General features: G+C 61.3%; 15 protein-coding genes. 11 read left to right on the plus strand and 4 right to left on the minus strand.

The features are described 5' to 3' along the window. The first annotated feature begins 5 nt into the window (after positions 1-5). Genes tagH through AC0L23_RS20060 form a run of 7 tightly spaced genes read left to right on the plus strand, consistent with a single transcriptional unit; the run spans position 6 to position 11,152 of the window. Entirely contained in the window at positions 6-1,376 is a 1,371-nt protein-coding gene (gene tagH / locus AC0L23_RS20030; RefSeq protein WP_473357350.1) for a type VI secretion system-associated FHA domain protein TagH, read from the plus strand. Between the two features lie 48 nt (positions 1,377-1,424). Beyond that, the gene (tssK, locus tag AC0L23_RS20035; RefSeq protein ID WP_018457628.1) at positions 1,425-2,762 is read left to right on the plus strand and encodes a type VI secretion system baseplate subunit TssK; all 1,338 of its coding nucleotides are present in this window, start codon (positions 1,425-1,427) and stop codon (positions 2,760-2,762) included. Beyond that, positions 2,759-4,285, plus strand: coding sequence for a type VI secretion system protein TssL, long form (tssL, locus tag AC0L23_RS20040; protein WP_473357343.1), 1,527 nt, complete (start codon positions 2,759-2,761; stop codon positions 4,283-4,285). Before tssK ends, tssL begins: the two co-directional genes overlap by 4 nt. 44 nt (positions 4,286-4,329) lie before the next feature. Beyond that, positions 4,330-7,866, plus strand: coding sequence for a type VI secretion system membrane subunit TssM (gene tssM / locus AC0L23_RS20045; protein WP_473357344.1), 3,537 nt, complete (start codon positions 4,330-4,332; stop codon positions 7,864-7,866). Further along, a complete protein-coding gene (tagF, locus tag AC0L23_RS20050; RefSeq protein WP_473297036.1) occupies positions 7,863-8,564 on the plus strand; it encodes a type VI secretion system-associated protein TagF in 702 nt (233 codons plus the stop codon). The genes tssM and tagF overlap by 4 nt, the downstream gene beginning before the upstream one ends. Before the next feature lie 6 nt (positions 8,565-8,570). Next, positions 8,571-9,347, plus strand: a complete 777-nt coding sequence (locus AC0L23_RS20055) for a PP2C family protein-serine/threonine phosphatase (RefSeq protein WP_085348552.1) — start codon at positions 8,571-8,573, stop codon at positions 9,345-9,347. Then, positions 9,344-11,152: a serine/threonine-protein kinase gene (locus AC0L23_RS20060; protein WP_085348553.1), complete on the plus strand. Its 1,809-nt coding sequence runs from the start codon at positions 9,344-9,346 to the stop codon at positions 11,150-11,152. Before AC0L23_RS20055 ends, AC0L23_RS20060 begins: the two co-directional genes overlap by 4 nt. Positions 11,153-11,161: 9 nt before the next feature. Here AC0L23_RS20060 and AC0L23_RS20065 read toward each other — a convergent pair whose 3' ends face one another. Both AC0L23_RS20065 and AC0L23_RS20070 read right to left on the minus strand, forming a co-directional pair. Further along, positions 11,162-12,145: a DUF4424 domain-containing protein gene (locus tag AC0L23_RS20065; protein WP_018457622.1), complete on the minus strand. Its 984-nt coding sequence runs from the start codon at positions 12,143-12,145 to the stop codon at positions 11,162-11,164. A gap of 98 nt (positions 12,146-12,243) precedes the next feature. Further along, positions 12,244-12,804 (minus strand): hypothetical protein, encoded by a 561-nt coding sequence (locus tag AC0L23_RS20070; RefSeq protein WP_231191009.1) that lies wholly within the window; start codon positions 12,802-12,804, stop codon positions 12,244-12,246. Between AC0L23_RS20070 and AC0L23_RS20075 the strand changes: the two genes are divergently transcribed. The 3 genes from AC0L23_RS20075 to AC0L23_RS20085 are packed head-to-tail and all read left to right on the plus strand — an operon-like array spanning position 12,686 to position 16,915. Beyond that, positions 12,686-14,413: a hypothetical protein gene (locus tag AC0L23_RS20075; protein WP_018457620.1), complete on the plus strand. Its 1,728-nt coding sequence runs from the start codon at positions 12,686-12,688 to the stop codon at positions 14,411-14,413. The two genes, AC0L23_RS20070 and AC0L23_RS20075, sit on opposite strands and share 119 nt — an antisense overlap. 57 nt (positions 14,414-14,470) lie before the next feature. Beyond that, on the plus strand, positions 14,471-16,249 hold the full coding sequence (locus tag AC0L23_RS20080; RefSeq protein WP_473357351.1) for a caspase family protein: 1,779 nt from the start codon (positions 14,471-14,473) through the stop codon (positions 16,247-16,249). 18 nt (positions 16,250-16,267) lie between these two features. Further along, a complete protein-coding gene (locus tag AC0L23_RS20085) occupies positions 16,268-16,915 on the plus strand; it encodes a DUF4384 domain-containing protein (protein WP_473357345.1) in 648 nt (215 codons plus the stop codon). 18 nt (positions 16,916-16,933) lie between these two features. Here the strand turns inward: AC0L23_RS20085 and AC0L23_RS20090 are convergent, their stop codons facing one another. Continuing rightward, positions 16,934-17,920 carry a hypothetical protein gene (locus AC0L23_RS20090; protein ID WP_377787469.1) on the minus strand — a complete coding sequence of 329 codons (987 nt, stop codon included), beginning with the start codon at positions 17,918-17,920 and terminating at the stop codon, positions 16,934-16,936. A gap of 154 nt (positions 17,921-18,074) precedes the next feature. Beyond that, positions 18,075-19,823: a caspase family protein gene (locus tag AC0L23_RS20095; RefSeq protein ID WP_446480746.1), complete on the minus strand. Its 1,749-nt coding sequence runs from the start codon at positions 19,821-19,823 to the stop codon at positions 18,075-18,077. Between the two features lie 796 nt (positions 19,824-20,619). On the opposite strand from AC0L23_RS20095, the gene AC0L23_RS20100 reads away from it, so the two are divergent. Next, positions 20,620-21,180 carry a hypothetical protein gene (locus AC0L23_RS20100; RefSeq protein ID WP_446480703.1) on the plus strand — a complete coding sequence of 187 codons (561 nt, stop codon included), beginning with the start codon at positions 20,620-20,622 and terminating at the stop codon, positions 21,178-21,180. The last annotated feature ends 641 nt before the right edge of the window (positions 21,181-21,821 follow it).

Consider the following 21,821-nt stretch of genomic DNA (forward strand, 5'->3'; position numbering starts at 1 on the left):
ATGTGATGGTGCTTCGCTTTAATATCGAGAACGAACCGAATCTTCCGGACGGCGGACCTGTGACGTTTACGGTCACCGGCAGGCGTTCGGTCGATATTGGCCGGGACCGTCACCTCGACTGGACGCTGCCGGATCCGGCGCGGACTATTTCCGGAAAGCATTGCGAGGTGCACTTTCGCGACGGTGGCTATTGGCTGCACGACGTCTCGACCAACGGCACCTTTCTCAATGGTGCCGACCAGCGCATGCGGGGGCCGCACCGCTTGCGCGACGGCGATCGGCTCACGATCGGCCACTACATCATCGGAGTTTCGCTGGAGGATGAGGCTGGCGGGCGTATCCCAAATCAAGCGGCGCAACTGCACGAACCCTCGGTCCAGCAGCATGCGGATTACGGAGAGCTTTGGACGGCCGATCGTGACGTTCCGCCGCCGATCGATCCGCAACTGTTGAAGAAGCCACGCGAGGCGGCGCGGCCCGTCAATCCGGGGTTCCTTGATTGGGCAGCGAGCGTGCCGGCGCCGGGTGTAGACCCATTTCGATGGTCATCGCCGACGTCTACGTCCCAACCGTCCGTGCAGGACGATGACATGAACTGGGCAGCCGGTCCGGTCACCGCGCCGAAACCGCAAGTCGAGCGCCCGCAAGCCATCCCGACTCCACGCCGGCCGTCGGTTTGGATCGATGATGAACCAGTCGCTGCCCAGCCGCCAACATCGCCATCGCACCCGCAGGTCGAGACGGCGCAAGCAGCAGACGAGCGACCTGTCGCGGCCAACCCAGTCGGTGGTACCGAGTTCGCGCGACTGGTGGCGCGCGCTGCGGGATTGCCGGAGAATTTCTTCGCCAGCAAGTCCGATGCCGAACTCGCCGAACAGCTTGGCATCATCTTGCGTATGACCGTGGACAATCTGATGGCGCTGCTGCAAGCGCGAACCCAAGCCAAGCAGCTGACCCGTAGCACCAGCCAGACCACCGTCCAAGCCCTCGAAAATAATCCGCTGAAATTCTCGCCGACCTCGGAGGAAGCGATGCGCATTCTCTTTGGGCCGCCGACACGCAGCTATCTCGATGCACAGCGCGCCTTTGCACAGGGCTTCAGTGATCTCAAGTCACATCAGTTGAGAACCTATATGGCGATGCAGCACGCTGTCCATGAGCTGATTGCGGGCATAGATCCGACGCTGATGGCGCGCGAGCTCGAGCTTCAGCGTGGCGCAAGCTCCTGGCTCGGCACGAACAAGGGCAAACTCTGGGACGAGTTCTTGACGCGCTGGAAAGCGCATCTTGGCCGCGACAACAACGCGCCGATCGAAACCTTTATGTTGCTTTTCTCGAACTATTACGACCGCGGTGATAAGCCCGGCTCAAAGTAAACTCTCGGCGACCACGAGGTTGCCTACAATTTCTAAGTGGATATAGGAATGTCTTGGTACAGCAAGGTCTTCTGGTCGGAAGGTTTGTTTCTGCGGCCGCATCATCTGCAGCAGAACGACCGCTACATCGAACACTTGCTGGAAAAGCGCGTTCGCTACACGACACCATATCCTTGGGGCTTTGCCGAGCTAGAGATCGATAGGGATCTTACCGAACAGAGCAAATTCGCGGTGCGCAGTGCGTCCGGCCTCATGCCGGACGGTACGCCGTTCGATATCCCTGCGGACAGCCCAATACCCGAATCGATCGAGGTGCCGGAGACGGCTGCAGGCCAGATCGTCTGGCTGATGATGCCGGTCGCGGCGCCAAACACCCGCGAGGTCGACGAGGACCGCACCGACAGCGCCAGTCGTTATGTTCGCACTTCGGAAACCTTCATTGACTCGACCTCGGCGCTCCGTATCGAGGAAGAGATCGACATCGCTTATCCGCGCCTGTCTTTCGAACTGCGCAAGACGAGCAAGCCCGGATACATGGGCCTGGGTATCGCGCGCATTCTCGAGGTGCGCGACAAGAACATCCTGTTCGACGACAAGTTCGTGCCGCCGATGCTGGTCTGCGCCGCGCATCCGATCATCGATGGCTGGCTCAACCGCATCATCGGCTGGGTTGAGACTAAACTCGACGAGCTGGCGCGTTACGCCGTCGATCCGTCATCCGGTGGTGGGTTGCAGAGCGTCGACTATCTGGTCCTGCAAGTGCTGAACCGTACCATTCCCGTGCTGACTCATTTCCAGCGCTCCGGCAGCGTTCACCCCGAGCGCCTGTACGAGGAATTGCTGAGGTTCGCGGGTGAACTTGCGACGTTTTCCACGGCGGAACGGCGGGCGCGCAACTATCCGGCGTACAATCACGACGATCTCGAGAACGTCTTCACACCCTTGGTGAGCGACATCCAGGACTTCTTGAGCGCGCGGCTGGGCCGGCGGGCGATCCGCCTGGAGATCATCGAGCGCGCACAGAATGCGTTCGTATCGCCGATCCGCGATCGAGCGCTATTCCGAAATGCGACCCTGGTGCTGGAAGTTGCCGCACGGCGGCCGCTTGTGGAGATCCAGAACGATTTCCCGCACCTGTTCAAGGTCGGGCCGAACACAAAGATGAACGAGATCGTGCACGCAAACCTGCCGGGCCTCACGTTGGCGCATTTGCCGACGCCGCCGCCGCATATCCGGGCCATCACGGATCACGTCTATTTCTATCTCGACCGCAAGTCACCGCTGTGGCCCGAGTTCAGTACGGCTGCGTCGATCGGAATGCATTTTTCCGGCGACTGGCCCGAGCTTGAGCTGTATCTTTGGGCTATCCTGGAAGACAGGCCATGAGCGACAAGGACAAGCCGGTCAATCCTTTCGGGCGGGGCGAACGGACGATCATCCGTCCCAACCCCGGCGGGAAGTTGCCGCCGGCGCCGATCTCTCAACCTCCGCCGGGTGGGGGGCCCGCAGCACGCCCAGCCTATTCGCCATCACCCGTACCCTCTCCCGGCACGCCGGCCGCACCACCATCCTTTTCGCCCGTTCCACAGGGCTCGAACTACGCCTCCGCGCCGGCCAGCCATCCAGCCGAGGAATGGATCTCGACACCCGCGCAAGGCCAGGTGCCGCAACCCTTGATGCCGCCAGGGCCGCCGTTGCGCGTTGACGATCTGGTCGCGCCAAATGCCAATCCGGTGATGCGCGCTGCGGGCCCGTTGCTGCAACTGCTCGGTCGGTTGCGTGTGGCGCTCATCCGAGCGTCATTCGCCAGCCTGATGGAGCAGGTCGCAGACGCGATCAAATTCTTTGAGAAGGACATCCGTTCAGCGGGCATTTCCGAGCACCAGGCCAACACAGCAAAATACATCCTGTGTGCCACTGCTGACGATATCGTGCAGCACATCCCAACCGAAGAGCGTCACGTCTGGACGCAATATTCGATGCTGAGCCGGTTCTTCGGCGAGCGTGTCGGCGGCGTCCGTTTCTTTGAGATCCTCGACCATTTGAAGGTTGATCCACTGGTCAACTATCCGGTCCTCGAACTTCAGCACGCCTGCCTTGCGCTTGGTTTTCAGGGCATCCACCGGACGTCAGGGGGCGGACTTGCGAACCTGCAACTGATCCAGCGCAACCTCTATGAATTGCTGCGCCGGGTTAGACCGAAAACGATGAGCGACCTGTCGCCCAACTGGCGCGGGCAGGCGCTGGCGGGGCGCCGGCAGCGTCTGCGTGTTCCGGTTTGGCTCGTGGCAGCCGTGGTCGCCGCGCTGCTGACCGGGTCCTATTTCGTTCTGCGGACGCTCCTCGCTGGACGGGCAGAGAATGCTGCTGAGGTGGCGCTCGCGCTCCATCCGGCCGGTCCGATCGAACTCAAGCGTCAGGTCGTTGCACCACCCCCACCGCCGCCGCCTCCGCCGCCGCCGGATCGCATTACCCAGTTGCAACGCATCCGCAATGCGCTCGCGAAGGAGAACACCGCCTGCGCCATGACGGCGGACCAGACCCCCAGCTTCATCGTGATCAGGGTCTGCGACCTGGCCTTGTTTGCGTCGGGCCAAGCGACCATCCTCGACGGCTTTAAGCCGATCGCTCTCCGCGTCGCAGCAACCCTCGACAAGGAGCCGGGACGGATCCGGGTCGTCGGCCATACTGACAGTTCGCCGATCCGCACAGTCCGCTTCCCGACCAATTTCGAGTTGTCGGTCGAGCGCGCCAAGGCGGTTGCCGCGGCACTGAAACCTGGCTTGAACGATGGTTCGCGCGTCGACGTCGAGGGCAAAGGAGCAGATGCGCCGATTGCCAGCAACACAACGCCCGAGGGACGTGCCAAGAACCGGCGCGTCGAGATCTTTATCGAACGCAGCGAATAGGCACACACCGCCGGATCAGGTGGTTTTGCGACGGGTACGGTTAGATGCTTGCCAAGGACATTCTTCGCATCGTTCTCTACGGGGTCGGCCTCAGCTCGCTCGGAGCGGTGATCTATTTCGCCGGTCCCTTCATCGCATTCGGCGATTGGCGGCCGCTGGAGAACCATATCGTCCGGCAGATCGCTATTCTGCTGCTCACCACGGCCGTGGCAGGCATCGTTGGCCTCAATCTGTTCGAGCGGCGCAAGGGTGCCAAGGAGATTGCCGATGGTATCGCTGGTGCAGACCAGCCCGTCAGCGATGAACCAGTGCTCAAGGAGCGCATGAAGGATGCGCTCGCGACGCTGAAGACCGCCAGCGGCAACAAGTCGGGCTATCTCTACGATCTCCCCTGGTACGTCATCATCGGTCCGCCCGGCGCCGGCAAGACCACGGCCCTTGTCAATTCCGGGCTCAAATTTCCGCTCGCGCGCGGGGCAACGCCCGCGGCGATCGCAGGGGTCGGCGGTACCCGCTACTGCGACTGGTGGTTTACAGAGGAGGCGGTGCTGATCGATACCGCCGGCCGCTACACCACCCAGGACTCCAACAGCAAGGCCGACAAGGACAGCTGGCTGGCGTTCCTGGATATCCTGAAGAAAAGCCGGTCGCGCCAACCGATCAACGGCGTTCTTGTCGCCATCAGTATCGAAGACATCCTGACGCTGCCGAAGCAGGAGCTCGCACTTCATGCCGATGCCATCAGGATGCGCCTGCTCGAGCTGCATCAGAGACTCAAGGTCAGCTTCCCAGTCTACGCGCTATTTACCAAAGCGGATCTCGTTGCCGGCTTCACCGAGTATTTCGCCTATCTCGGGGAGGCCGGCCGCCGTCAAGTCTGGGGTGCCACGTTCCAGACCGCCGACAAGACCCAGAATCTGGTTGGGCAGATCCCGTTCGAGTTCGACCGTCTGCTGGAGCGCCTGAGCGAAGAGACGCTCGACCGTCTGCAGGACGAGCCGACGCCCCAGCACCGCGTGCAATTGTTCGGTTTTCCGGCACAGATGGCGCGGCTCAAGCGTCAGATCCACGATTTCCTCAACCTGATCTTCGAGCCGACGCGCTATCACGTGAACGCGAACCTGCGCGGATTCTACTTTACCTCGGGTACGCAGCAGGGCACGCCGATCGATCAATTGATCGGGTCGCTGGCGCGCACGTTCGGCGCTGAGGAAGTCGGTTCCGGATCCTATTCGGGCACGGGCAAGAGCTTCTTCCTTGCCGATCTGATTTCCAAGGTCATCATCGGCGAGGCCGACTGGGTCTCGACTGACCGTGCCGCGGTGCGCCGCGCGCTGGTCCTGAAGACCGCAGCCCTGTCATTGATCGGTCTGGTCTCGATCGGGCTGATCGCAGCTTGGCTGGTGAGCTACAAGCGGAACGCCGATTTGATCGAGCAAAGCCTGCAGGCGGATAGCGAGTATGCAACCGCCGGCGCGGCACTTATCAAGCAGGCATTGATTGCCGATCATGATCTCGACAAGGTGCTGCCGCTACTCTACCGGCTTCGCAACGCCCCGGCGGGCTACGGATCGCGCGGCGAATCGGTGCCTCTGTCGGCTCGCTACGGGCTCAGTCAGCGCGCCCGGCTGCTGTCGCCCTCGAAAGCGGCCTATCACACCGCGCTTGAACGCATGTTCCGACCGCGCCTGCTGTATCGCCTGGAAGAGCAGCTCAATGCGCGCATAAACGAGCCTGCCTTCGTCTATGAGGCGCTCAAGGTCTATCTGATGATCGGTGGCCTGCAGTCGCCGGATCGCGAGTTGATCCGCTCCTGGATGCAACGTGACTGGGCGGATAATCTCTATCCTGGCGCCACCAACGCAGAAGGGCGGCGTCTGCTCGACGAGAACCTCGTGGCAATGTTCGACCTCGAGACCGAACAGCCGCCCTTGGTCGAACTCGACGGCCGGTTGATCAAGCAGGCCCAGAACTCCTTGGCGCGCCTGAGCGTGTCGCAACGAGCGTACGAGTTTCTGAAATCGGAGGCTCGCGCGTCGATCGCCGGCGACTGGATCGCCAGCCGCCATGGCGGACCCGACATGGGTGTCGTGTTCGAAACCACGACCGGGCAGCCTTTGGACGCCGTGCGGGTACCTGAGTTCTTCACGTATAACGGCTTCCATCAGAAGTTCGTCGCCCGGCTGTCCGGATTGTCTGAGCGGATGAAGCGGGAGCGATGGGTTTTGGGGGATGCCGGCCAGCAGTCGGCCATCAACCAGCAGTACGACAATCTGGCCGGCGATCTGCTCAGCATCTATTCAAACGATTTCGTGACGACCTGGCGAACGGCGCTCGGGAGCCTGCGCCTGAAGAAGCTGCTCGCCGACAAACCGAAATATGAGGTGCTTCGGGCGCTTTCGGCGCCGACCTCGCCGATGCGGCAAATTCTGGAGTCGGTGCGCGACGAGACGGTGCTGACCAAGGAACGGGCGAAGAGCGCTTCGGCGCCAGCTGCCGCATCGGCGCCAGCACTCTTCACGAATGCTCAGGATGGACCGCCTGGCACGATGATCGAAGCACAGTTCAAGCCTTACCACGCAGCGCTCGAAGGCGAGAGCACCCGCCGGCCAATCGACTCGACCGTCGCGAACCTGAACGACATCGCGCAGAACCTGACGCTGATCATCGAGAATCCCCAACTGACCGCACAAGCCACAGCTGCGCTCCAGAACCAGGTCGCAGCGCTCCGCAACAACGCCTCGCGCATGCCGCCGCCATTCTCCGATATGTTGCGAGCAGCAGCCGCGGAGTTCGAAGGTAGCATCGCGGCTTCAACCGCCGGACAAATCCTGCAAACGTTGCGCGATCAGGTCACGCCGGTCTGCCAACAGACCGTGACTAACCGCTACCCGTTTATCCGCGGCAGCGGCCAGGAAGTTCCGCTCGCGGATTTTGCCAAATTGTTCAGTCCGAATGGCGTTATGGACAGGTTCTTCACCCAGTACCTGGCACCTTATGCCGACACGTCGCGGTCGGACTGGGCTTGGCGAAAGGAGAGCCCCGTTGGTCGGTCGTTCTCGCCCGAGACGCTCAAACAATTCCAGAACGCGGCTTATATCCGGGATGCGTTCTTCCAGACGGGCGGCGGTGTGCCCGCCGTTTCATTCGCGATCCGACCCCCTGGGGCACCGGGACCAGGCGTGACAGTTAAGACCGAGATCGGTGGCACCACAATTGCGAGCCCAACCATTCCCGGATCGGCCCCTCCGTCCTTGTTCGGCGGGCCGCAACCTACGCCACCGCCACCGCCACAGCCGCAGACCAACTCGCCGACTACTATCCTATGGCCGGGCCCAGCGCCGCGAACGGCAATTTCAGTCAGTAACGATACCGGCCCGCCATCCGTGCTTGAGCGCATTGGTCCCTGGTCGTTGTTTCGGATGTTGGAGGCGGGCTCGTTAGTGGTGAAAGCGGAAACCGCCAGCGCGAGTTTCATCGTCGCCGGGCGCGAGCTCAACTATCAAATTTCGACCGGATCGTTGCGCAACCCGCTGAACCTGTCAGTGCTGCGCGAGTTTCGTTGCCCGACCGGGATATGACCATGCGTTGCGGGATATTCGGCAAAATCGGTGCGAAGCGCGATTTCATCGCGATCGCGACCCCGCGCAGCTTCCTGGAAGCCTGGGAGCCGTGGGTACAGGCTGCGCTGTCAGCAAGTCGCCACCAGCTTGGCCCAGGATGGCAACAGGCCTTTCTGACCGCGCCGGTCTGGCGGTTTTGGCTCGGCGCCGCGATCTGCGGCACGACAGTGGCGGGTGCGATCATGCCATCGCTCGATGGGGTGGGGCGATACTATCCCTTGACCCTCCATGCGGTGACCGGCGAGGCCGTCTCGCTGCCGCCGCCGAGCATTGATCCGCAGGACGAATGGTTCGGGCAAGTGGAGGCGTTCCTGCTTTCGACCCTGGATCGGGCCGCAACCTTCGAGCAGATCTCCGATGCATTGGATCGGCTTGCGGTGCCACGACTGCAGGAGACCATCACCGGCGATCCGCCGGTCACGTCGCTTGGTACTGCGGCAATGGGGAGGGCTTCGGCGGTCGAAGCCTTCGCGGCGTCGTTTGCAGCACTTTGCGCTGCCAACCCACAGGTCTACGCCGCGGCTAGCTTCTGGTGGACCGCCGGAGGGGAAGGCTTCCCGCCAATGGCGCTGAGTTGTCGCGGATTGCCAGATCCGTTTCACTACGTCACGCTGCTGACCGGTGATCTCGGACCCGCGGCATCCGGGAATGGATGACGCGCGATGGTGCATATTCCGTCCTTGTTCGATGTTGGCAGCGTCACCCATGCCGGACGCGTGCGGGAGCGGAACGAGGATTCATGTTTGGTACGAACCGACGTTGGTCTGTGGGCGGTCGCCGACGGCATGGGGGGGCACGAGGCCGGTGATCTCGCCAGTCGCATCGTAGTGCAGTCGCTCGACGCTATCGCTACACCAGAATCAGCCGCAGACCTGCTGGCGGAATGCGAGGAGCGGCTTTTCAGCGCAAACCAGCAGATACTGGCGCTTAGTCATGAACGACAGGGTGCCACCGTCGGGACCACAGCGGCGGTTCTGCTCGTTCGCGATAACTACTATGCCTGCATATGGGCGGGTGACAGCCGGGTCTACCTTATTAGTCGCGGCGCAATTCGCCAGGTCTCGCATGATCACAGCGAACTGGAGGAGCTGATCGCAAAAGGTGCGCTGTCGCGCGAAGACGTGAATGATTGGCCGAGCAATGCCATTACGCGTGCCGTCGGTGTCGCCGATGATCCGGAATTCGAGGTGGTGACAGGCCCGGCCGAGCCAGAAGATATCTTCGTGATCTGCAGCGATGGCCTGACCAGGCACGTGCAGGACGACGAGATCCTGCAGCACGCGGCTACGCGACGCGCCCAGGCGGCTTGCGATGACATGCTCGCGCTGGCTCTTGATCGTGGCGGGCTCGACAATTTGACGATTGTGATCGTGCGACTACTGACGCCACGATCTCAGGGGACGACAAGATCTCCGCTCAATCGGGAGCCGCAACCATGAGTCCAAGCGATCCGTTCCGATCGTCCTATCACGGCGTGCCGCCCGGCACCCGTCTCAATGGCATTTACGAGGTCGAAGCGGTGATCGGCGCGGGCGGCATGGGTGAGGTCTACAAATGCCGTGAGATCCAGACTGGATCGCCTATTGCGGTGAAAATGCTACTGCCCGACGTGGTTGATAACGAGGCCGCGCTCGCGCTGTTCCGTCGAGAGGCCGCGGCACTCCACAATCTTCCGCACGACGCGATCGTTCGCTACTTCCTGTTTACCGTCGAGCCGGTGCTGCAGCGACCTTATCTCGCGATGGAGTTCGTGAATGGCCGCTCGCTCTCGAACATGCTCGATGATGGGCCGTTGACCTTCGAGGCGCTGATCAGGCTGAGGCAGCGTGTCGCATTGGGACTGGAGGCCGCACATGAGCACGGCATCATCCATCGCGACGTGTCTCCGGACAACATCATCATTCCGCTCGACGACGTCAGTCGGGCCAAGATCATCGACTTCGGCATCGCTCGGTCGACCCAAATGGGCGACAAAACCATCATCGGCTCGGGCTTCGCCGGCAAGGACAACTACGCATCGCCGGAGCAAGTAGGGTTGTACGGCAATGACGTGACTGCGAAATCCGATGTCTACAGCCTCGGTCTTGTGCTGTTCCATGCGCTGACCGGACAGAAACTCGACATGGGCGGCAGCCAATTTCAACTGGTGGAGAAGCGCCGGCGTGTGCCCGATCTCGGTGGTGTGGATATGCGCATCCGACCTTTGCTGGAGCGGATGCTGCAGCCTGATCCGGCATTGCGCCCCACTATGGGGGAGGTCGCCAGCTGGACGCCAACCGGTTCCGCCCAGACGCCGGCCGCGCCGTTATATGGCTTCGATCCGCTGCGGCGGCCGGAAAGCGCGTCGCCGGCGCCGCAGGACAGGATGCCGGAGATCGCGCGGAGTCCGCGCCGCCTCTGGCTGGGGGCGGGCGCCGCGGCATTGTTGCTGCTGGTCGGCGGTGGTGGATATGCCTTCTACAAGCTGGTTTGGTCAGCGCCAGGCACCGCGGTCTTGTCGCCACCCCCGAAACTCGCCGGAGCAATGGCGCCGCCGAAGGTCGAGCCCGCTGGACCACAGCCCGGACGCCAAGAGCCGGAGAAGTTGCCCGCGCAGCCGACGGCGACGCAGTCTCCGGCACTCGATGGGCCAGGGCGCGCCGAGCGCATCCGCAAATACGTGGCCCAATATTCCGGCGGTGACTGCTTCTTCGTGTTGCCGATTGCCGTGAGCCCAAATGCCGCTGTCATCGAAGGGTTCGGTGCCTCGACCGTCCCATTCGACACGTTCGACAAAGCGTTTCGGCGTGAGCAGGGTTTCGAGGCTTCGATCGGCGTCAGGCAAGTGACCCAGGCGCAATGCCCAGCCGTCAAGTTCTTGAGTCAGGTCGGGAGCGATCAGGCGCGAATGCCACGCATCACCTTGTCAGCGACAGAGCTGAAGGGCGGTGAAACCCTCAATGGGACCATCGAGAACTTTGCCAACCGCGTGGTGGAGCTCCTGATGGTATCTGATCGCGGCGAAGTTCAGAGCCTGTCTTATCTTCTGAAGCCGGGCATCGACTCACTTTCGTTTACGCTCCCGACAGCGCGCGCGAGCGGTCCGCAACTGCTATTGGTCGTGGCGGTCCCGCAGGTTCTCGACTCGTTGCGCCAGCCGCGACCGATCGCCGCCGACACGTTCTTCCTGCAGGCGCTAAGCGAGGCTCAGCGCAATAAGATGACTGTCATCGCGGCCGTGCGCTACGTGCTGCTCACCAATTGACCGGCACGCTCAGAATGTTCCGATCACCAGGATTTTCAGGTCGGCATCCGGCTTGAAGTCGCTTGCCGTATATTCAAGCGTGTTTCCAGTAGCGGACGATGCCTTTAGCCGCCCAGGACAGAAGCTCACCAAGCGGTCGCTGCCGCCTGGGTCGATAGTCAGCTTGAATGACCGGATCGGCCCAGCCCAATTCGCGCCGGTCTTGAGCACGTACGATATGCGCCGCTCCTGGAGATTTGCGCCGTTGGTCTGGTTATTGCCCGTGCGCTTGTCGAGCTCGGCAAGGAACGTATCCTGGATGCAGTATTCTTTCCGGTAACGCGCAACTTCCTGACCGAGTGCGCTGCTGCGGCGCAGGCTCGAGCGCAGAATGGTGTCAGGACTGGAGCCGACGCTCGGCCGGTACTGGTGTTCGACCGTGACGCTGCGCACGGGCGGAAACAACTGCTGGCGCACAGCCGAGGTCTTGACGGTCCACCCCGGCGCATATTGCTGGCGACCGTTGTCGCTCATTCCGGCAGGCATCAGAAGTCCGTCGTCCACAAGCCGGGTCCGGGTCGCCGCGGGCAGGTCGGTCACCCGGATCTCGCGGCCACCAATCGGCAGCAGCGGCAACTTGAGTTCGCGGAGCAGGGCACTGACATCCCTGTTGCCAACCATGGCGCGCTGATCGACGGTCAGCGGCGCCGGGTTGCCATCGACCTTGGTCTCGAATTCGACGAAGTTGATCGGATCACTTGACGGCAATGCAACATTCTCAGCCTCCGACAGGTCGATGTCGGGCAGCGGAAAGGCAACATTAAGCGTGACCGGCTTGGCGGTGAGGTTCGCGAATTGGTAGCGAACGCTGATTCTGTCGAGCGTGATACGAAGGTTCTCGCTCTCCATGGCCACGTCATTGGTGCGTACGAACTGGAGCCCACCGATCGACAATTCCGCAGCCGAGTCGTTGGCGCGTGCCGGCCAGCCTGTCGCAACGAGCAGCGCGACCATCAGGGCCGGTATAAGGAACGACAGTCGGGCGGAGGGTCCGTTCGGCAAGCTAGTCTGTATGCGGCGTCGCAGCATTTGCCGGCTCCATCCGATGCGGGTCAATCGATCGGTTGATAAAGATCGCCCCATTCGGGCTTCCAGACCCCGTCTGGATCGCACACCACGAGCGCGAGCTTGACGTCGTTAGCCAGCCGGATCGCGCCGCGAAAAGCATCCTGAGCCGGCAATTGCGCGCTGACTTGGTCGGTGGTCAGCCGCCCTTGGCTCGCGGCGGCAGGCAGCACGATCGCTCCGGAGGCACCGTCACTGTCGCGTTTCAGGAGCAGCGTGACCGCGTCGGGCTGGACTTCGTTCACTTGCTCAAATCTATTCCGGGCCATGGTTTTCCTCGGCAAGCTGAAGAAATTTCGGACTATCACCGTCCAGTGATAGAATTGAACGCGATTGAGATTGCTCACCACTAATTGACGCGCGGCATCAACGGCATCTCGGATTAGTCGATCCGACGCGGCGATCGGTTCGGGGTACATTGAGGCGAATATGCTTCGTCCAAAACATTGGATCTGGGTCTTCATCGTTAGCGCGGGCATTTTCGGAACCAAGGCGCACGCCGACGATACTGTCGTACGCAGCTTTACCGGCGGTTCGGCTGCTTCCATGGTCGGCATAGTCCCGGCCAGCGAGGACGTGGAACTCGCGGGACCGCAAGCACTCAGCGCCGACGGGCAGGGCAACCTGTTTTTGCTCGATCAGATCAACGGTCGCATCATCCAGTTTGACCCGAAACAGCCAAACTCCGATCCCGACGTCCTCAAGATGCCGAAAGACGTCCAGCCGACCGATCTCGTCGTCCATGACGACGACATAATGGTTTGGGACGGTGGCGTACGGACGCTGAAGGCGGCGCCGGGGCAATCCACGCGCGGACTCGGCGGTGACGTGATCCAGCTTGAGGAGGTCTCGAGCCGTGGGGCAGACGACCAGGTTGCCGTCTCCGCTTTCGCCCAGATGGGATCGCAGGCACCCGGCAGCGCGGCGGACCTGCTCGATCAGAACACCCGCGCGGCCATCATCAGGACGACCCGGCAGCCTGACCGGCAATACGTGGCTTCTCGAAGCAAGGGCTCGGTGATCGCCGACATCATTCCGGACAAGGGCAATGCCAGCGTCCGGGTCGAGATCCAGACCATGGTCACCAACGAAACCATCGGCCAACTCGGCCTGCGCGTGCGCAACCAGCTCGGCACGGTGGAGTTTCTCGAGATCGACAACAGCGACCGCTTCTACGTGCTGGCCGAGGACGTTCCGCCATCAGGAAAGAACGCCTCCACGTTCGTCGCACGCTATGCGGCGAACGGGCGTCTCGAGGGAATCTATGAGCTTCCTCTGGAAAATACGCCGCTGACCAGACGGTTCGTCACGGTGTCGGGCAGTGGCGATGTCTATTTCCTGCGAACCAAGCCGGACGGTATCGAAGTGATTGGCGTCGGGTTCCGACCTCTGACCAATGCCTCGATTATCGACGTGCGGCCGTCGCGAACGACGACGGCGCCGGCACCACAATCCGGCGTCAAATTTGACGCTTCGGCCGCCGTGAGGCCGTCCAATCGCCAGCAGGCGATCGAGACCGCGTTTGCGTTCGAGGGTATCCAGTGGAAGCTGACGCAGGCGAACTACGGCAACGATCCCGACAGCCAATGCAGCGGCTTCAGCCGTGTTCGTCGGCCGTGGTATCTGCAGGGAAAAGTGAACCAGGAGGTGCGCGGCGTACCGTATTGCTGGGGCTGCCACGGTTCGCTCGCGAACTTCCGGCAGCGGATCGAGAGCGGAACGCTGGCTGGCAATGTGTGCACCCGCAATGCGCCACGGCCCGATGTGGCGGGCGTCGACTGTTCGGCATTCGTCAGCGCCGCGTGGGGGCTCTCCGTCCACTATACGACTGCAGCCATCCCCGCGATCGCTGCGCCCGTGGCAAATCCTTGGGACCTGAGGCCCGGCGATGCGCTGAACAAGCCAGGCTCGCATGTGATGCTGTTCCTGCGGTTCACGCCTGATCGCAAGGCCGAGGTGATGGAATCCTCGACCGGTGGCTGCAACGGCCGCGTCTGTCGCAACGTCTATCCATTGGCGAGCTTGCTCGCGCGCGGCTATGTTCCGGTCCGCTTTCGAGCGTTCGCGGATGATCAGACGACGGTTTCAGCGGGCGCCTATCAGGAGCAGACTGAACAACCGCCGGCGGGCCGCAAAACGGCAGGCAAAAGGCGCTGAACCCAGTGTGTCGCCAGAGCTACAAAATGGGTAGGCATGATGTCGAGGTGGATCACGATGCGGATGCCCAGAGGACTTGACTGCGGGATCGGGCGGCTGTGCGCCACCATCGGGCTCGCCGCGTTGATCGGACTGACAATCCCGCGGGCGCATGCGGCAGGAGATTTGTCGCTCAGCAATCCAGATGGGGCGGCGGTGCGTGCGCTCGTGATCGGGATCGACGACTACCAGCACGTGCGCAAATTGAAGGGTGCGGTCGCTGACGCTACGGACATCGTGACCAGCCTTAAATCCATGGGGGTTGGCGACGTCGTCGAACTGACTAACGCGCAGGCCGACAGGGCAGGCGTCCTGCGCGAGATCAGTGCACTGGTGGAGCGGACCAAGAACAACGACCTCATCTTTCTGTCGATCGCCGGCCATGGCACCCAGGAGCCGGAGCGCGTCAAGGGCGCGGAGCCGGACGGGATGGAGAACGTGTTCCTGCTGCCAGGCTTTGAAACCACGCCAACCGGGTCCGTTGAGCGGGTTCTGGGCAGCGAGTTCAACCATTTCATACGGCAGTTCGAGCTGCGCGGAGCGAGGGTGATTTTCGTGGCTGATACCTGCCACGGTGGCGGTATGGTGCGCGATATCGATCCGCGTGCCGCTGAGATGAGCTTCCGGCAGGTCCCGCGCTACACGTTGCTGGTCGACGAACTGAAGCCGGTGTCGGACAGCAACGATCCGAAGTCTGAACTTGACCTTGACCACACGGCGTTTCTGGCCGCGGTGGACCGCTACACCAAAGCGCCGGAAGTCCGCATCCCTGGCATCGATGGCCTACGCGGGGCTCTCAGCTATGCGGTTGCGCGTGCGGTGGAAGGTAGCGCGGACATCAATCACGATGGGAAGGTGACGCTTAAGGAGCTTTTCAGCAATGTTCGGCAGGTGGTCTATCAGCTGTCGGACCAGCGCCAGAACATCGTGACTGTATCATCGCCAGCTCAGACGCCGGATACCGACGTCGCCTTCGGATTGACGCGCGGTGTCGTGCTGATTCAGGGGCCGGCCGCGAGAGCGGCCTCGGGGCAGGCCGGAGCCGGGGTGCCCGTCGATGGACAGCCGCCCGCACCGTCGGCTGTCACGGCCAAGGCTCCAACCATTCCGACCCTTGCGGGGGCGGCCAAGGAACTTCCGATCGCCGGCGCGCCGGGGCCTCTACGCCTCGTTGCACCAATCCGGCTGGCGGCGCTGGACGGCAAGACTAGCTATTTTGTAAGCGTGAAGCCAAAAGATGTTTCCGTGCAGGCTGTTCAACCGACGGACAATCCCGACCTGATCTGGGATCCTGTGTCGCACGACGTGATCGCTTGGGGTGATGTGGTCGCCTACGGGATGGACGTTGCCAGCCTGCCGACGGTAATTGATAGGACTGCGGCAATTCGTGAACTCAAGCGCATTGCGACACGGTCGCCGCAGGTGATGCGTATTTGGCCAGACGATCGCCAACAACGTGCTGGCCAAACCATCGAAGTTGACCTGTCTGATGTGGCATCAAGGGCGGTGCTGCTGTTCAATGTGTCCGGCGATGGCACCATCCAATTGTTGTATCCGGTGGGTGCTGATGCGGCGTTGGCCAGATCGGCGAGTTTGCGCCTACCGCTCAGGGTCGGCGAGCCGTTCGGTGCGGAACAGATCGTTGCGGTGACTTCGCAGCAACGCATGGTCGAGCTTGAGACAGCCCTAGTGCAGTTCAACCGGCGTCGCGCCTCGGGGCAGGTGATCAAGAGTCTCGAGCGTTACTTGCCCGCGGACGCGCGAATCGCCTCGATCGGCTTCTTCAGTGCTCCCTGACTCTTAGGGGAGCACGCTGTGCCGTCATCGCAGTCGATCCGCCGGAAGCGCGCATGGTTCGCATTCCTGCTGCTACTGGCGGGTAGCGGACCTGCGTCCGCAGCACCGTTGCCGACGGGGGCGTTGCATATCGGCACGACGTACGTACCTTGGCTTTGGCCCGCACAAGCGGTGCGCAGGCAGACCAATACCGCGAGTGTGTCCCTACAGATCCTGCCGAGTCAGACCGTCAACGTCGGCGCCAAGGTCTCGTTCGGCGTCACCGCCAGGAGGCCTGGATATCTCATTCTGGTTGACGTCGACGCGGAAGGGCGGATGTCCCAGATCTTTCCGACCCCCGAGCTATTGGCGCAGTCGAACGAACGCGACATTAATCTCGTCAAGCCGGGTGTCGAATTTGTCGTCCCTGCTCCGGCGGCGCGGCAGCGTGGTTTTGAATATGTCGTCGCACCGCCGACGGGGTCCGCAGTGATGATCGCCATCCTGAGCGAGCTGCGCGTGCAATTGCTCGATTTGCCGGACATGCCTCGCAAGCTGGAAGGTCAGGCGGACGCGTTGAGCTACCTATCGGCCTGGACCAGTGAGCTGCGCGTGCCGGACAACAGCAGCGGAAAGCTCGTGACGAACAATTGGTCGTTCGACGTCAAATCCTATTCCATCAAGTGAGTCCTGTGAGGCTTGGGGCTATAGCTTGCTCAGTCGGCTGAAGAAGCCACCGCGGGCGATCATGTAATGAATGTCCTTTGGAAAGGGAAAAGCACTGCGAATGTTGGAAATCGCGTGCTGGAGGAATTCCCCGTCCAGCGGCGCAGGCTTATGCCGCGGTTGGTCCGCGACCTGCGGTATCATGAAGCGATCCACGAAAGCCGCGTCAAGATCGTTGACCCTGACCATCTGTCCAAATGCCGGGAACAGGTCGTAATGACCCAAGCTTACGTTGAGATTCTTGAGGGCAGGGCGCTGAGGCTGGGTTTGATTGCCATCGGCCGTCGCCAGCCCGCGCCCGATCAGGTCCAGCTTCACCGATTGCGGGAGAGTTGACGGACCATACACGATCTCGAGGGCGTGGCCGCTCTGGCCAGATAGCCACTGGTACCAAAAGGTCGCATCGTCGGGCCGCGCATTGGCACCGTAAAGGCAATCAAATCCCCAACAAGCCGTCAGCTTCCCCTGATACTTTCCGAGGCTCCCGACGAGATTGCGCATGCCGTTACCACCGCCGGAGTGGCATGCGATGATGAGCTTGCCGATCTGGAGCTGAGGAATGGATGTCGAGGAGATACCCAGGAACCTGGCCAGAGCTCCAAGGATCTCCTCGAGATAGCGTTCACCCCAGTTCGCGGTGGCAAGGTCGGACACGCTGTAGTTTCCGGCAAAGGTGTTGCCCACAGCGTATTCGTAGCCCAGGAACGGCGCGATGAGCACCACGTCCTTGCCGGAATCCCGGACCTGTTCGCGCAGCCGCGCTGGATCGTTGTGGAAAAGGAATTCATGGTTTTTGACGTAGAAGCCGTGAAGCCAGATCACGACATCGAATTTGGTGGCGGCTGTTGGGTGCTTTGGCGGAAGATAAACCGCCGTTGGTTTCATGCCGGGCGCCTGCCGCTTCGTGAAGAGCGTCACCCCAGGAAAGGCGTTGACGTCCTTTTGCTCAAGCTCACACGCAACCACGCAGGTCGCTCCGATTCGGCCACATCAGGCTTGGCACTTGGTCGACCTGACGTTAGCTCGGCCACTCGTCATGCTTGCGATCCCAAATACACCGGGCCTCGCACCGTGGCAACTCGGCGCCGTGCCAGCGCGCAGTCGTGTAGTAGCGGTGAGGCTAGTGGCATACCTCGACATTGGCCTCGTTGCCTGGCCCGCCACCGCCGCGATATTCGAGATGGCAGCCGCGCTGGACCGGACGGCAGCTGCTGGCGTTGCATATGATCTGAGGACTGACCGTCGCATGGCCCACCGCAGCGCCGTAGCCGCCTGCGCTCGCCTGCGCCCGCTGACGCAATGGCCGATCCTGCCGCTGACTGTCATTGCTCTTGGCGGCATTGGCCGGCCTGGCGCGCTGTTTCTCGCATTCATTGTCGTCGTTGAGGAACGAACCCCTTGCACAGGAGATTCTGCTGCAGTGGTCGCCGTCAGCCTTGTAGCCATGATCACAGATCAGGGGACAGACCCGGGACGGCTTGAGCTTGATTGCGTCAAGCGCGTCGAGACTTGCGAGCTTGGCGTCAAATTTGGTTCCGGCGTGCTGGTTGAAGAGAGCCAAGGAGCGCTGGGAGGCCGCATTCCATCGGCCATCTACGCTACCGGTGAAGCAGCCGACGCGGTTCAATTCGCTTTGTACGGATTTGGTGATATCGGCTTTTGCGATATCGGTCTGGCGCGGCTCGGCGCTGAGTGCGGCAAGCTTTGGCGGCGTATTGTCGTCAGCCAGCGCAGCGACTGTAGGATTGTCCGCGAAGGCACTCCCAACAGCCGGCTTATTCCCGGAGAGAGCCGCAACGATTGTAGATTCGGACGCAATTCGTTTCCGTTCTGCCTCGGTGGCCTGCTCCTGCGCGGCCTGCTTCGCCTTCTCGGCGGCAATTCGGGCGTCTTCCGCAGCCTTCAGATCCGCGGCCGCCTTCTCTTGGTCGGCACGCTGGGCGCCCTGCGACATCAGCCGAGTTTTCTGCTGTTCCGCCTGCTGCGCCTTCGCTGTTGCCGCGACGCGTGCGTCCTCAGCATCGAGCTGATTAAGCTGCAGCTTGGCAAGATTTGCGTAGTATCCGTCCGGATGCTGGTTCAGGAACGCGTCCAGAGCGGGCTTGTTGCGTAGTTGCAAGGCCAATTCGTAATCACGACGAATTTCCGCCTGGGGGTTGGCTGCTTGCACCGGCTCATCAGCCTTGGCAGCGGGAACAAGTGCAACGTCTTCGCCGCCCAGCGAGCCGTAGACATAGGGCTCCTGTCGGTTGCCGGTGGCTTGCAAGACATCATCGCGGACGAAGCCGAAGGCCCTACGCAAGTCGAGCCCCGGCTTTGCGATGTACTTTACGAGAGCCGTCGCATACGGACTATTCTTGCTGTTGCCATCGAGTGCGGTTAGTCCGGCTTTCGCGGCAAACGCGATCAGCGTGTTGGAGACGGCGGGTTCGACCCTGGCCAGCCCGCGGCTGATTGATCGAGAGGCAACCGTACGCTTCATCGAATCGGCAAACGGATTGTTGCGGCACGCGTCGACGATCACCACGCGCAACTGTCTCGCAGGCTCGATTGCCAGCAGGACGCGGTCGAGTGAGAATGCTTCGTCATAAATATCAGTGTCACGTTCGAGTCTGGCGTCGGTCGGGATCAGATAGTTTGTCCCGTCGATCTCGATGCCGTGGCCAGCATAGTACACCAAGGCTATGTCCGCATTGCGCGCCTGATCGGCGAATTCTCTCAGGGCCCGCCGCATATCGGTCGCGGCGAGGTTGAGCCTTGAGTCAACCACATCGAAACCTGCGCCCTTCAAGGTTTCAGTGATGGCGGCAGCGTCGTTGGCCGGGTTTGGGAGCAGAGGGGCATTCTGATAGTTGGCATTGCCAACCACCAAAGCCACGCGCTTTGTCGCCCAGGCTGGCTGGGCTGCCAGTAACAGCGAAGCGGCAAGAAGAAGCAAAACTCGAAGGTGCCTGTATAACCTCATGGCGAACACCCAACCTATGCTCATCGAATGATAACGTCGCGAAGATGGCCGCGTAAGGCATGATTACTGAATTCACACGCCACTGGCGGCTGGCCTATCTCCGTACAGTACCAGTTTCGAGCCCGATCCATTCCTATGTGTTGTCTGGCACTGCGCTCGCGTTCAAACGGCACGGAAGAAATCGCGGGCCGGCGCTGTATGCCGTTTCATGGGGATGATGGGCACCCGCCAGTATCGATGTCTCGCACTGGCGAATTAAGTTTTTGAAATTATAGGACTATTGCACTTAAGGCGTGTTCGCGGCAGTGCAGCGGAGCCTCTGGCTTAGTTCAAACGAAGATGCCGCGGTCGGCAGATCGAGCGGACGTGAAGTCCAGGACGCCGGCTTGCGGGTCAATCTACAGCTTGCGCGGAGGTCAGGAGCCCGTCAGTTCGTCTTTCCATGTTCCCGGTGCTCGATCTTCAGGTTCCTGCCGGAGCGCTCGCCCCGGAAACTGCTCCTTCACAATGAGGGAACCAGTCTCCGAGTCGCGAAGGCTGGCCATGGTCTACCAGTCGATCGCGTCGGTGGCCGCTACCGGAAGGTCGTCAGTGCGCAAGTCGCCAGCCGACTTAATCAGAAAGCCCTGAATATAAGCCGCTCTATTTCGAAGGATGGCGTACGGAGATACAATCGCAATTCCGAACTTTGGAGGAGTTGATGCCCATTCCGTTGAGGATTTACATCACGCCATTTGCCGAGAGGGGGAGCGTTGAGCCCGGGCAATGGAGCAGCGAGACAGCCAAGAAGGCGCTCGACGTGGTCAATACGATCTGGTCAAAGGCCAAGATCGCGTTCGTGATCAGCGATTGCTTGATGGAGAAGCCGCTCGACATGGCAAAGAGCGCGCGCAGCAATGACCAGCGATTGCTGGGTGTTCTTGCCTCTCGGCACGATCCGGACAATGCCGTCCACATCTACCTCGTCAATTCGATTGAAAATCTGGCCGCCGGTGGAAGTTCATACCCCAATAGCCAACCGGAGCCGGCAAGCTTCGTCCAATGGTATGGCAATGACCACGCCAATGGACGCGCCTGGGCTCACGAACTTGGCCATCTAATGAGCCTCGATCACATCGAGATCGACTATTCCAATGAGAAGCAGGCGGCGCAGCGTGTCAAGAACCTCATGACGATAGGATTGAGCGTCGGTTCTGACCTGACGGGCCAGCAGATTGATGCAGCGAGGGGTTCAAAGCTTGTCAAGCGATTTGGCGGATAAGTCCGTGGCCGACCGCAGAATTTGTCACCTCCGTCGTTCTGCACATCGCGCGCCTTCGGGAAACGGGCTTTGGCGGCGACAGCCTTAAAGAGGGAGCAGGTCGACGATACGACGCCAGATTCCTATTCGCGAGATCCTCGTCGCTCCAATCCAAGCGTTGGGCGCAAGAGGCCATGATTGCGATCACGCTTATAACCCCTTCTCCCGCTTTGGGAAAAGCCATCCGCAATTAATATGCAAATGACCCCAACGATGAGATCACCAACCACCATATCAAGTGCTTCCGGGATATTGCAGCTGCGCTAGACGACGCTTACCGTTTCGCTCTATTTTTGATGGGCGATCAGGCAGACGCAGAACAAGCCGGCAAACGTACTATCCAGATGCACTGCCGATTTAACGTGGTTGGGTAGCGGCCCTCCAAGTCTAGGGCGATCGCGCAAAGTCGTCGTGCTGTACGAATTCCAGGGCCGGTCCTATCGCGACTCTCTTATATCGTAGCTGCTCCGATCGCGACAGTGATGTCGCGTATTGCACAAGGGCATACTCCTTCGGTGCCAGATCGAAATGGGAGCAAGATCACAACCTTCGTTGCAGCTGTCGATTTGAACTTCTCTTTTCCTGCCTGCACTAAAACAAGG

The organism is Bradyrhizobium sp. MI1.4 (assembly GCF_055811315.1).